At 65.8% G+C, this 13,094-nt stretch carries 7 protein-coding genes and 1 pseudogene; 4 read left to right on the top strand and 4 right to left on the bottom strand.

What is annotated here, in order from left to right:
* Positions 1 to 6: 6 nt before the first annotated feature.
* Complete coding sequence (locus KTC28_RS18565; protein WP_216710654.1) at positions 7 to 1,293, top strand: spinster family MFS transporter; 1,287 nt, start codon at positions 7 to 9, stop codon at positions 1,291 to 1,293.
* Here the strand turns inward: KTC28_RS18565 and KTC28_RS18560 are convergent.
* The 4 genes from KTC28_RS18560 to KTC28_RS18545 all read right to left on the bottom strand — a co-directional run bounded on the left by KTC28_RS18560 (position 1,290) and on the right by KTC28_RS18545 (position 8,551).
* Complete coding sequence (locus KTC28_RS18560; RefSeq protein ID WP_216710655.1) at positions 1,290 to 3,017, bottom strand: thiamine pyrophosphate-requiring protein; 1,728 nt, start codon at positions 3,015 to 3,017, stop codon at positions 1,290 to 1,292. The two genes, KTC28_RS18565 and KTC28_RS18560, sit on opposite strands and share 4 nt — an antisense overlap.
* Positions 3,018 to 3,362: 345 nt before the next feature.
* Positions 3,363 to 4,124, bottom strand: coding sequence for an SDR family NAD(P)-dependent oxidoreductase (locus tag KTC28_RS18555; RefSeq protein ID WP_216710656.1), 762 nt, complete (start codon positions 4,122 to 4,124; stop codon positions 3,363 to 3,365).
* 1 nt (position 4,125) lies between these two features.
* Positions 4,126 to 7,053, bottom strand: a complete 2,928-nt coding sequence (locus KTC28_RS18550; RefSeq protein WP_216710657.1) for a TonB-dependent receptor plug domain-containing protein — start codon at positions 7,051 to 7,053, stop codon at positions 4,126 to 4,128.
* A gap of 181 nt (positions 7,054 to 7,234) precedes the next feature.
* Complete coding sequence (locus tag KTC28_RS18545) at positions 7,235 to 8,551, bottom strand: MFS transporter (RefSeq protein ID WP_216710658.1); 1,317 nt, start codon at positions 8,549 to 8,551, stop codon at positions 7,235 to 7,237.
* 149 nt (positions 8,552 to 8,700) lie between these two features.
* On the opposite strand from KTC28_RS18545, the gene KTC28_RS23335 reads away from it, so the two are divergent.
* The 3 genes and pseudogenes from KTC28_RS23335 to KTC28_RS18530 form a co-directional block, all read left to right on the top strand.
* Entirely contained in the window at positions 8,701 to 8,880 is a 180-nt protein-coding gene (locus KTC28_RS23335; RefSeq protein ID WP_216710659.1) for a helix-turn-helix domain-containing protein, read from the top strand.
* Between the two features lie 514 nt (positions 8,881 to 9,394).
* Complete coding sequence (locus KTC28_RS18535) at positions 9,395 to 11,986, top strand: TonB-dependent receptor (protein ID WP_223132344.1); 2,592 nt, start codon at positions 9,395 to 9,397, stop codon at positions 11,984 to 11,986.
* A gap of 462 nt (positions 11,987 to 12,448) precedes the next feature.
* A pseudogene (locus KTC28_RS18530) lies at positions 12,449 to 12,787 on the top strand (IS110 family transposase); the annotation flags it as partial.
* Positions 12,788 to 13,094 lie beyond the last annotated feature (307 nt).

The following is a 13,094-nucleotide window of genomic DNA, read 5'->3' as shown; positions in this document are numbered from 1 at the left end:
GCTGACATGAGCACCGCCGCCACCGCGCCCGCCGGCGAAGCCGTCCCGCGCGGGGGCGTGTTCGCCGCCTATGCGTTGACACTGCTGCTGCTCGCCAACGTCTTCAACTACGCCGACCGCGCGCTGCTCGGCATCGTCATCGAGCCGATCCGCAAGGAACTGCTGCTCAGCGACACCGAGATCGGCATCATTTCGGGGCTCGCCTTCTCGATCTTCTTCCTCGCCGCCGGCCTCGCCATCGCGCGCTGGGTCGATCGCGGCAATCGCCGGCTGATCCTCGTCCTCGGCCTCGCCTTATGGTCATGCGCGACCGCGGCGACGACCTTCGCGCAAGGGTTCACCTCGCTCGCCTTCACCCGGATGCTCGTCGGCATCGGCGAGGCGACGCTGTTTCCGGTGGCGATGTCGCTGCTCGCCGACCTGTATCCGGGGGCGAAGCGGACGCTGATGGTTTCGATCTTCCAGGCGAGTTCGGGAATCGGCATCGTCGTCGGCTCGGTCCTCGCAGGGGTGCTCGCCGCCGCGCTCGGCTGGCGAACGATGTTTGAGATCTTCGGCGCGGCGGGCATGGTCCTCGTCACGCTGATGGCGCTGACAATGCGACCGACGCCGCGCACCGCGGTCGTCGCGTCTCAACGGACGAGCGGACTATGGATCGCGATCCGCTCGGTGCTCGCGGTCCCAGGGATGCCGTGGCTCGCGCTCGGCTACGGCGCGTCGAACATGGTGCTGGCCTCGCTGCCGGTCTGGTCGCCGGCGTTCCTTTTGCGCTCGCACGGCGTCAAGCTGGCCGAGGTCGGCGCTTTGGTCGGGGGGCCAGCGGTGATCGGCGGCATCACCGGCGGAATCTGCGCTGGGCTGCTGGCGACGCGGCTGATCAAGCGCAGCGGCAATCGCTGGGCCGGACTGATCGTGCCGATGGTCGCGTTGCCGCTGGCGATCCCGGCCTATGCGGTGTTCCTGTTCGCACCGACGCTGCCGGTAGTGCTGGTGGGCATCGCGGTGATGAACTTCCTGCTGTCGACCGGACTCGGACCGTGCGCGGCGCTGGCGGTATCGCTCGTCCCGGCGAGCGAGCGCGGTGTCACGTCGACGGTGATGCTGATCGTGCAGAACATCCTCGCCTTCGCGATCGGGCCGCTCGTCATCGGGGTCGCGAGCGATCTCCTAACGCCGCATTTTGGCGCCGAGTCGCTGCGCTATGCACTCGCGACGATGCTCGTCGCCCCGGTCGTCGCGTCGGCGTTCCTCTGGGTCGCGCGCCGTAGGATCAGGGCTGCCGCCCGCGATTAGGCACAGAGGACGTTGAGCACGACCTGGCGGCGCTCGGTACGCACGATGTAGAGCGCGCGCCGGATTGCGTCGCTCAGCGCGAGCGGGTCTTCGACGCGCTCGGCATGGCCGCCCGACGCGTCGACGTAGCGCTCGAAATCGGGAACCGGCGACAGGTCGCTAAGCGGCGACGGTCGCGGCCCGCGCGCGGCATGGCCCGCCGGGTATAGGCCGATCGTCGATGTCTCGACCGCTCCCCAGCGGGCGTTGTTGCAGATGATCGTCAGGAACGGCGCTTCGTGCATCGCCGCCGCCTGGTGGCACGCCGCCGGGTTGCAGAACAGGTATGCGCCGTCGCCGGTGGTGCACACGACCGGCTGCCCGGGGGCCGCCATCGCCGCGCCGATCGCCGCCGGCAGCCCCCAGCCGAGCCCGGCCGCCGGGCTGTGCATGAAGAACGATCCCGCGCGCTGTGCCGGGTAGAGTTCGCGGTCGACCCAATATTCGTTCACGACGATGACGTCGTCGGGCAGCGTCGTCGCGAGGCAGTGGGTCATCCAGTCCTTGGTCATCCGCGGGGCCGCGAGCAGCGGCGCGAGCCGTTCCGCGCGGCGGCGCGTGCGCCGCTCGGCCAGCGCCAGCAGCGTCGCGCGGCGGCGCGCGCAGTCGTCGTCGGTCGTGGCGTGGGCAAGCGCGGCGGCCAGCGCCGGCAACAGGTTGGCGGTCGACGTCGTGATCGACAGGTCGCTGCGGAAACTGCGTACCGGATAATCGCGGAACAGCGGATCGGGTCCGGCATGGACCACGGCCGTTGCGTCCCGCGGCTCGGCGGTCCCCGGCAGCCACGGCACCTCGCTTTCGACGCAGAGCAGCAGGTCGGCGGCGTCGAGCCAACGGTGGACATCCTGCCCGAGATGGAGCGGGTGATCGGCCGGTGCGCAGACATAGCGCGACTTCGCCTCGACGATGCCGATGCCGAAGCGGGCGCACAGCGCCGCCAGCGGGGCGACCGTCGCCGGATCGCGCCCGCTGGCCGAGGTGACGAGGATCGGGCAGGCGGCCGCGGCGATCATCGCCGCGAGGCGCGCGATGCTTGCCGGGTCGGGGGCAGCGGCGGCGGGGATCGTCGGCATCCGGGTCGCGCCCGAGGGCGCTTCGAGCGGCGCGGCGAGGACTTCGCGCGGCAGCGTCAGATAGACCGGCCCCGCGGGGAGCGCCGCGGCGATCGTCAGCGCGCGGTCGAGAACCTCGTCGACATTGATGCCGCCGCGCAGCTCGTAATCCCATTTGACCAGCTCGCGCAGCATCCCGCCTTGGTCGTACATCTCCTGCGCCCAATGGATCGCGCCGCTGCGCGCACCGAGCGGCCCGTGCTCGTACAGCGGGGTCCGCCCGGCGATGAACAGCATCGGGATTTCGTCGCGGCGCGCGTTCATCACCGCGCACGCCGCGTTCGCCGCGCCGACGCTGACATGGACCATCGCCGCCTGCATCCGTCCGGTGACCATCGTATAGCCATGCGCCATGCCGACGACGAGATTCTCGTGGGTGCCGATCACCGGCGCGGGGAAGGCGAGACCCGACATTGGTTGACGCGCATAGGCTTCGGCGAGCGGCGCCGAATCGGTGCCGCTGTTGATGAACAGAAAGTCGACCCCCTTCGCCTTGAGAAGCGCGAGGAACGCCTCGGCGATGGATTGCGCACCGGCGGGGGCCCCGTCGTTCAAGGCGGTGTCGATAGTCATTGCCCTCGCTCCCTCGCTGGCCGGCGGCCGCCGTTGCCCGGAAAGTTACAAAAGTTGACGGAACGACCGGCTTTTCGCGTGTTGTGCGCGGCCGCGCTTGGGTATGGCGTCCCGCCCTCGGCACCAGCGCGGACGCGCGGAAGGTTACACACGTTCACGAAAAGACCGGCTTTCATCGCGAATGCGCGAGCCGTTGCGCGATCACCCGCGCGAGGACGGGGCATGGATCGACCATGAGAAAGGGACTTCCCGCCGCCCGCTGGCGACTCGACGCGCCGAGACTACCGCACACGGTCGCGTGTAGGACAGGACCGATTTCGGGCGCCGCCATCGTCGCCATCGGCATCAGCGCATCACCGCGCCGCCGTCGACGACGATCGTCTGCCCGGTGACGAACGCGCTGCCGTCGCCGCACAGGAACGCCACCGCGCCGACGATGTCGCCGGGGGCTTGGTCGCGCTGCAGCGCGCGGGCGGAACGTGCGCGTCCTGCTGCCGTCGCCAGCATGTCGTGGCGATGCTCGAGCACCCCGTCGCTGATCGTGAAGCCCGGTGCGACGGCGTTGACGGTGATATTGTCGGGCCCCATCTCGCGCGCCATCGACCGCGTCATCGCGGTGAGCGCGCCCTTGCTCGTAACGTAGTGGAGCATCATCGCCGGGGCCGACCAGACCGACCCTGAGGTGATGTTGACGATCCGGCCGCCGCCCGCCGCGCGCATCGACGGCCACACCGCACGACTGAACAGGTACGTCCCCGTGACGTTGACGTCGATGACGCGCCGCCACTCGGCGACGTCGAGCTGGTCGAACGGTGCGCGGGTGATCGTCGTGAACAACCCGGCGTTGTTGACGAGGATATCGATCCGACCGAACGCCGCGACGACCGCTGCATGCGCCGCCGCGACGGCCTCCTCGTCGGCGATATCGGCCCGCACCCCGACGACGTCGGCCCCTTCGCCGCGGAGGGTCGCGACCGCCGCCGTCGGGTCCGCGACATCGCAGATCGCGACGCGCGCGCCTTGCCGCGCGAGGTCGCGGGCGATCGCGAAGCCGATCCCCGACGCCGCGCCGGTGACGATCGCGACCCGGCCGTCGAGGTTCGCCAAGTCAGTAGCTGAGGCGGACGCCGAGCCGGAAGAAGCGCCCGACGCGGTCGTAAAGCCCCGAGATCTGGGTGGCGGGGAAGGGGACCTCGCTGTCGAACAGGTTGTTGACGATCCCGTACAGCACGACCTTGTGGGTATCGTCGCCGAACAGCTTCGCCGACGCCGACAGGTTGACGTAGAAGCGGGCGTTGACGTCATTGTTGAGCACCGAGATCGGCGACGCCGGGTTGTATTGCGGGTCGCTCGGGTCGACGAGCGCCTTGTTGACCTTGCCGCCGCCGACATAGCGCCCTTCGACCGTCGCCGAGAACAGCCGGTGATCATATGTCAGCATCCCGTTCATGATGAGGTGCGGCGTATTGGTGTAGCTGACGTTCGAGCCCGAGGTGAACCCGCCGACCTGGCCGGCATAGTCGATCACGCTGCCGCGCGTCTGGATGATGCCGGCGGCATTGAACCGGACCGGGATGCCGAGCCCGTCGTCGACGATCAGGTTCTTGGTATAGGTGCCGAACAGCCGGGCGGTCGCACGTCCGCCGGGGACGTCGAAGCGGTAGCTCGCCTCGAAGTCGATCCCGCGGGTCTTGACCGACGCGAGGTTGACGAGCTGCTGCGTCACTGAATTGATTACCGTCGCGGTGCCGGTGCCGGTCTTGTCGACGAAGCCGCAGAAGAAGCCGGTCCCGCCAGCAGCGGCGCAATTGTCGAGGATTAGCTGCGCGTTATACGCCGAGATCGCGCCGTTGATCTTGATGTCGTAATAGTCGATCGACGCCTGAAAGCCGGGCAGGAAGGTCGGTGTGAAGACGACGCCGGCGGTCGTCGTGTCGGCCTTTTCGGGCTTGAGCGTCGGCGATGCCGCGCTGATGATCGTATACTGGTCGTTCGATCCGTTGAACGAATTGACCAGCGTGCCGCGCGTGCTGGTTACCGAGAACAGCTCCGAATTGTTCGGCGCGCGGATGTCGCGCGAATGGGTCGCGCGGAGGCGCAGGCCGGTGACCGGCTCCCACGTCGCGCCGACCTTGTAGGTCGTGACCGATCCGCTGGTGCTGTAATTGGTGAACCGTACCGCGCCGTTGAAGTCGAGCGACTTCGCGAACGGCAGGTCCTTCGCCAGCGGGACGATCGTCTCGAGATAGCCTTCCTTGACGTCGAAGCTGCCCTGGAAGGGCTTCGGGTTGCCGTAGTTGAAGCCGTTGGTCTGCGAGATCTTGTCGGTGACGCCGCTCGACGCTTCTCGGCGGTATTCGCCGCCGGCGGCGAGCGAGACCGGCCCCGCCCAGGTCGAGAAGGGCTCGCCCGACAGGTTGGCCGCAGCGACGTCCTCGTTGTTGACCACGCGGTAGAACAGCGTGCCGGTAGCATAGGCGATCGCCGCCGCGCTCGGCGACCCCGCGCCGAACGGATTGAGCGCGACGCAGCCAGCGGCGCGCGCAACCGGATCGCGGCAGACCGCGACGCCGCCGACGAGGATCGAATCCGCCGCCGACTGGAAATTAGGTTCGATCCGCAGGTTGGCGACCTGCTGGTCGAACTGGCTGCGCCCGGTCTGGTAGTACGCGTCCCATTTGTAGCTGCCGCCGAACGTCCCCTTGAGGCCGGCGACGAAGCGTGCCGATTCGATATAGTTGTTCGCGCGCACCGGGCCGAAATCGTCGTATTGCCGCCCGAGGCCGAACGACTTGATGTTGTTCGCGTCCATGATCGTCGCGATTGCGGCGGGCAGGAAGGCGTTGTCGCGCTTGATCACAAGCCCGGTTGCCGACGAGTCGCGCACCGGCGGCGAATGGAAGGTCGCGCCGGTCCGGCCATAGCCGAACTCGGCGAACGCCTGAACGCCGTCGGTCAGCGAATAGTCGACGTGCCCGAGCGCGGTGTAGCGCTTGAGCGGCGACACGAGTTGCAATCCGTCGCGGATCGACAGTGGGGTCGTGCCGTACGGGCTGCTCGCGGTGCTGTTGATCGAGTTGACCCCAACGATCGTCCCATAGTTGTATGGCAGGACGGTGCCGCCCGGGCCGAACTGGATGCCGCGCAGTACGTCGACGCCGTTCGCCGGATTGGTGTCGGCATTGGCGCCAAGGATGATGCCGCCCTTGGTGAAGGTGATCGAGCCGACCCCGCTCGAATAGAAGCGCGACGGTGCGTCGGCGGCGCGTGGCCCGGTGTACGAGACGACCTCATCGGAGCGACGGCCCCACGCGCGGTCGAGATAGCTGTCGATGCCGTCCGACTGGACATATTCACCGCCGACGACGATGTGCCCGCGGTCTTCGGCGAACGACGTGCCGAACGCCAGCGCGCCGCGGCGTTCGAAATCGTCGCCCTTGTCCGACAGGCCGAGCGACAGGTCGGCCTTGAACCCCTGCAGTTTCTTGTCGAGGATGACGTTGACGACGCCGGCGACCGCGTCCGAGCCCCATTGCGCCGATGCGCCGCCGGTCACCACCTCGATCCGCTCGACGAGGATCGTCGGAATGAGGTTGAGATCGACCTGCCCGGTCGACGCCGAGGGGACATGACGGCGGCCGTCGACGAGGGTCAGCGTGCGGATGTTGCCGAGGCCGCGAAGGTCGGCATAGGTCTGTCCCGCGCCACTGTTCTGTTGCGGGTTGGTCTGTACGCTCTGGCTCGGCCGGAACGCCGGGATTTCGTTGAGGAAGTCGCCGACGTTGGTCGATCCGCGCTGCTCGATCGTCGCGGCGTTGAGCACCGTCGTCGGGGTCGGCGCGTCATAGCCCGACCGGCCGGCGCGCGACGCGGTGACGACGATGTCGCCCGTCGCGTCGGCCGGGACCGGCGCCGTTTTGACGGGCGGATCGGCCGGCGTGGGCGTAGGCGCAGTCTGTTGCGCAGCGAGCGGCGCCGCCGACAGCGCGATGGCCGACGTCGCGGCGGACAGGCACAATAATCCCTTGAAGCTCATGACGTTCACTCCCTCTGGCTTGCGCTCTGCGTCGCATCGGCGGCATCGACCGGAAATCGATAAGACGTCTGACAAACTCAATCACCACGCGGGTGTCAATAGAAATCAGACGTCTGCTCATATGTACGCGCCGAGGCCGCGACAACTCGGCCACACATCGGTGCGGTACCGCGCATTGCCGTCAGCGCGGGGAGCGGGCCTGCGCGCGAAGGTGGCGGGCGAGAACGAGACCGCACAGCGCAGCGACGACCGCGCACGACGCCTCGACGACGGCGAGGCCCGAGGCGATCGACGACGGTCCGGTGAACAGGTGCTCGCTCGTCGTCGCCACCGCCAGCGGCCCGAGCGTCTGCCCGGCGAGCGTCTGCACGAGGAGATAGACCGCGCTGACCCGCCCGATCATGTTCGCCGGCGTCTCATGGCTGAGCGTCGTCGCGCCGGCAGGGTTCGAGATGCCGAGGAAGAAGATCCCGAGGCCGACGATCATGAACGCCGGGGTAAGCGCCGGGGCGAGGCATGCGCCGGCGACGCCCGTGGCCGTGGCGATGACGGCGACGGTGCCGTAAAGCATCGCGGCTCCCGGCCGGCGGCTGAGCCAGTTCATCACCGTCCCGCCAACTAGGAGGCCGCAAACCCCCACGCCGAACGAGATCGCGCCGAGCGTCGGTGCAATCTGCTGCGGGGGCAGGGCGAAGCGCCGGGCCATCGCGGTCGGGAACCACGCGGTATAAGCGAACGACATCATCGCTCCGGTGCCGCAGAAGATCAAAAGCGGGACGTACAGCCGGCGATGCGAGGCGATGTAGCGGCACGCCTCGGCGAGCCCCTGCGCCATGCCGACCCGGCGCGGCCCGACGTCGTGCTCGCGCGCCGGCTCGCGGAATGCGAAGACGAGCAGGCTAAACGGTAGACCGGCCAGCCCGACGACTATCAGCATCGTCCGCCACGGCGCGAGCGACCCGATCAGCGGGACATCGGCGAGCGCGCCGCCGACGACCATTCGCAGCAGCAGTCCGCCGCCGGCGAGCGAAAGCGCGCTGCCCAACACGGGCGCCAAGGCATAGGTGCTGAAAGCCAGGCCGCGCGACCGCTGCGGCACCGCATCGCGGATCAGCGAGAAGGCGGCGGGGGTGATTGCGGCCTCCATCAGGCCGACGCCGGCGCGGCCGATGAACAGTTGCGTCACGCTCGTCGCCGTCCCGCAGACGATCGTCATCAGCGCCCAACCGACCGATGCGATCGCTACCAGCCGCCGTCGGTTGACCCGGTCGACATAATGCCCCGCCGGAATGCTGAAGATGCCGTAGCAGAGCGCGAAGGCCAGCCCGAGCAAGAGGCTCATTTGCAGGTCGGTGGCGTGGAGATCGCGCTTTATCGGATCGACCAGTAGCGCGAGCACGACGCGATCGACAAAAGCATAGGTGTAGATCAGCATCAGCGCGATGACGAGCCGCCAGTGGCCCGGCGCACCATCGTGTCCGGTCGTCAAACCTTCCATTATCGTTCCCATCTACTACGGCGTTCGCGCGCGCCGATCCCTGATGCCAACATCGATCAGCCGTCTGACGATTGCAATAGTATGGTGAAGTTGGAAACTACCGATCGGACGTCGGAGACGAGCTAGAGTTACCGCTCTCGCAGCTCGTATTGAGCGATGCGCTCGGTCTGACACCGGTTCACGTCAATCGGGTCCTGCGGCGCCTGCGAGTGCTAGGGATAATGCGACTCCGCGGCGGAGTTCTGGTTATCGAAGATATCGCAAGGCTCGCGCTGCTCGCCGGGTTTGATGAACAATATCTGCAACGAAAATTGAAACGGGCGGCGTAAGCGACGGATAACCGCCATCGTATCCGCAGCTATTCGAACGGCCGCTATGCAGCGTTCCACGCCGGGAAGCGGACAGTCAACAACCGGCCCCTAAAATGCGCTCGCGAATAGGGTCGGGCACAGTCCCCGATTGAAAGTCGGATGGTGTCCGACAGAGCTGTTTTTTGCTTGGTATCTGAAATACGTTTTACCACCGCAGTCACAAAAAAGGGCCGGGGATCTAACCACCGGCCCTAGAAATCCTTGGGGAGGATCGCCTTTCGGCTTCCTAGTTGTGCATCGCAGCATAAAGAATTTCAAGCGATTTTTCGAGCCGGCTTGTGAATTATCTGTGAAGCGGTTTTGACGAGCCGAGCGTCGATCCGATCGCTCCGCCGCGGCAACCGAGCGATTCCTGCAAGTTGTCATCGAAAATTCTTGCCGGATTGCGCCTGAAGGGTATGAGCAAGACGCCGGCCAACAGGCAGCGAGCTGTCCGACCGGGCAACAACAACATCCTTGGGAATCAGTAACCATGATTGATTTGCGTTCGGCGGTATCCGCCGCGGCAGTCGCCACCGGCATCCTTGCAGCCCCCGTCTCCGCTCAGTCGGCTGCAGCTCCTACGCCGCAGCCCGTTCAGGGCGCTGTACCCGCGACCGTCGGTGGCGTCCGGGCCCCCTCCGACACTGCGGGTACGGTTGACGAGATCGTCGTGACCGCACAAAAGCGAAGCAACAGCCTGCAGAATGTGCCGATCGTCGTCACCGCGATCAATCGCCAGCTGCTCCAGGATACCGGCGTCAAGGACATCAAGGATCTCGCGATCCTGACGCCAGGCCTGCTCGTCACCTCGACGTCCAACGAAGGCTCGACGACCGCGCGCATCCGCGGCGTCGGCACCGTCGGCGATAACCCCGGCCTCGAATCGTCGGTCGGCATCGTCATCGACGGCGTCTATCGCTCGCGCAACGGCGTCGGCTTCGGCGACCTCGGCGATGTCGACCGGATCGAGGTCCTCAAGGGCCCGCAGGGAACATTGTTCGGCAAGTCGGCGACCGCCGGCGTCATCAACATCCTGACCGCTCCGCCCGAGTTTACCTTCGGTGCCAGCGCGGATCTGACCGGCGGCAACTATGGGGCTATCGGCGGCGCGGCGCAGGTCACTGGACCGATCGTGACTGACAAGCTCGCGGCCAGCCTGTATTTTGCCGACCGCCAGCGCGACGGCTATTTTAACGTCAACACCGGCCCCGGTCCGCGCACCGCGACCGAGGACACCAACCGCAACTTCTACACCATCCGCGGCCAGTTGCTGTTCACGCCGAGCGACGATTTCAAGCTGCGCATCATCGCCGACCATTCGCACCGCAACGAGACCTGCTGCATCGCCGTCATCACCCGCGCCAGCCAGAACGCCGGTCCGGGCTTGGGCGGGGCGAACCTTGCCAATAACCTCGTCGCTGCACTCGGTGGCAACGACGGCAATCCGGCAACGCCGTATGCCCGCAATGCCTACGCAAACCGTCCCGATGGGCAGCGGATCAACGACAGCGGCATCTCGGCCCAGTTCGACTGGAACGTAGGGCCGGGGACGCTGACGTCGATCAGCGCCTATCGCGACTGGAAAAACACCGCCGGTTTCGACGCCGATTTCTCGACCGCTGACATCGACTATCTGCCAGCCGACGACAGCAATTCGTCACAGTTCCGCACCTTCAGCCAGGAGGTCCGCTACGCCGGGACCGCGGGCAAGCTCGACTATCTCGTCGGAGCCTTCTTCGCCGATGAGAAGCTGCGCCAGAACACGAGCGTTCTCGTCGGCAGCCAGTTCACGCCGTACCTCAGCCTGTTGTTCTCGTCGCTGGTCGAGGGCAAGCCCGATGCGACCTTCCTCCAGACCGGCCTGACGTTTCCGTTCGTTCGCGGCGTCAACTTCGCCGCCGGCTCGGGCTCGGTCGACCGTTACCGTCAGCGCGACGACACTTATGCGCTGTTCAGCGACGACACGCTGCACATCACCGATCAGCTCAGCCTGAACGTCGGCGTGCGCTACACGCTCGACGACAAGAAGCTCAACGCGGTCAGCAACAACATCGGGAACGGTGCAGGCTGCGGCGCGGCGAACGCGGCGTTCGGCATTCTCAACGGGGTCAACCCGGCGGCGGCGGCGCAGCTCGCGGCGGTCAACGGCACGCTCTGCCTGCCGTTCCTCAGCCCCGGCTACAACAACTTCATCAATAACCAGACGCGCGAGGAGAACGTCCCGTCGGGGACGGCCAAGCTCGCCTATCGGCTTAATCGCGAGCTGCTGCTGTATGCGTCCTACGCGCGCGGCTATAAGGCGGGCGGCTTCAACCTCGATCGCGTCGAGTGCACCGTCGGTACCGCCGGTTGCGCCCCGGGCAGCGCAGCGGTGGTCACGCCGATCCTCAACACTGGCTTCGCCAAGGAAACCAACGACTCGTACGAGATCGGCGAAAAGGCGACGCTGTTCGACCGCAAGGTGCTGTTGAACGCCACCGCCTTTTACCAGAAGTATCAGGGCTTCCAGCTCAACACTTTCACTGGGTTGGTGTTTGTCGTGACCTCGGTGCCGCAGGTGATCAGCAAGGGCGTCGACGCGGACTTCGTCTGGCTGGCGTCGAAAGCGTTCAGCGTGCAGGGCGGCGTGACCTACGCCGACACGCGGTACGACCTGAACGACGGGCAGCTTGCTACGCTTCAGGCGCAGACCGGCTACCTAGGCGGCGAGCACTCACGCGTTTCGCTCGCGCCATTGTGGTCGGCGTCGCTGTCGGGAACTTACTCGGTCGAAGTCGGCAACAACTATGTCGCCCGCCTCAACGTCGGCGCGAAATATTCGTCGGGCTACAACACCGGGTCAGACCTCGACCCCGGCAAGTATCAGTCGGGCTATGTCGTCGCCAACGGCCGCGTTGCGTTTGGGCCCAAGGACGGCCGGTTCAGTGCCGAAATCTGGGCCGAGAACCTGCTTAATACGAACTACCAGCAGGTTGCATTCAATTCGGGTTTCCAAAACGTCCCGACGAACGCCACCGGCGTCCTTGACGCGTTCCTCGGCGCACCGCGGACCTTCGGCGGCACGTTGCGGGTCAAGTACTAAGGCTCGAGTCCGGGTCGGTCAGTCGACCGATCCGGACAGGCCCACCAAAAGCCGTCAGACGGCGAAAACACGTTCTTGATCTGCTGCCTTCACGTGTTATTTGGGTAGCTACGGGGCTAATGCTTCTCTTGCCGATCATTTGGCCCAGGCCAGGTTGGCGTAAGCCGACGCCCAGCGGCCTGGCCAAAAATAGCCACAAGTCCGCTCTCTTCAATTCACCCAAGCCACCAGCACGGGTCACGTCCAGATCAGATTACATTACTCAAGGTCTACTTTTGGGAAGTACAAATTGGGCTGTTTGTGACCACAAATGGTTCTTCCCGGCGGACGGAGGTCGTTTAAGGAAGGTCTGCTTTGCTGCTTACAAAGCCTGGAATCGGACCGTCTGCTAGTGATGCGGTGGACGGCTCTCCTACCCGACCTGCGGTATAAGTCGCGGGTTGAGCCGGAAGGAGAGCGATGATGACGAAAGCAGTTGTGGCGACGATCGGTCTGGATATCGCGAAGTCGGTGTTCCAGGTGCATGGGGTCGATGGGGCAGGGCAGGTGGTTGTTCGCCAGCGCCTGACGCGAGGTCGGATGCTGGCATTCTTCGAGAAGCTGGCACCGTGCGTGATCGGGATCGAGGCGTGCAGCAGCTCGCATTACTGGGCGCGCGAGCTGATTGCGCGGGGGCACGATGTGAAGCTGATGCCGGCGCAGTACGTCAAGCCGTACGTCAAGCGCGGCAAGAACGATGCGGCCGATGCTGAAGCGATCTGCGAGGCGGTGACAAGGCCGACGATGCGCTTTGTTGCGGTCCCGGTCCTGCCATCCGAGTCTGGTCTTGAAAGACCGATCTCCAGCGTACTCTTGGACTACTTGCAGTTAAACAACGCGTATGAGAACCGCTCGATTTTTATCGACAGCTACTTCGTCTATATCTTAATGCTCATAATTAATGGTGATCGTTCGAGACTACAGGTGGCGCGGCTTCTGCGGCGAACAGGTCATCAAGCCGGTGATGCAGCGCCGCCTCGTACTCGGTTTTCTCTAGCGATAGGGGGCGGGACAACGCAAGGTCATGGAAGATGGCATCCTTGATCCGCGTGACCGCCGCCTTGTCGAG

Source organism: Polymorphobacter megasporae (assembly GCF_018982885.2).
Classification (GTDB): Bacteria; Pseudomonadota; Alphaproteobacteria; order Sphingomonadales; family Sphingomonadaceae; genus Polymorphobacter_B; species Polymorphobacter_B megasporae.
The sequence above is the reverse complement of the archived record's forward strand: the minus strand, read 5'-3'. Positions and strand labels throughout refer to the sequence as shown.

Coding starts and splice junctions, on each gene's coding strand:
- KTC28_RS18560 (WP_216710655.1), bottom strand. CDS start 3,017: ATGACTATCGACACCGCCTTGAACGACGGGGCCCCCGCCGGTGCGCAA.
- KTC28_RS18565 (WP_216710654.1), top strand. CDS start 7: ATGAGCACCGCCGCCACCGCGCCCGCCGGCGAAGCCGTCCCGCGCGGG.
- KTC28_RS18545 (WP_216710658.1), bottom strand. CDS start 8,551: ATGGAAGGTTTGACGACCGGACACGATGGTGCGCCGGGCCACTGGCGG.
- KTC28_RS18550 (WP_216710657.1), bottom strand. CDS start 7,053: ATGAGCTTCAAGGGATTATTGTGCCTGTCCGCCGCGACGTCGGCCATC.
- KTC28_RS18535 (WP_223132344.1), top strand. CDS start 9,395: ATGATTGATTTGCGTTCGGCGGTATCCGCCGCGGCAGTCGCCACCGGC.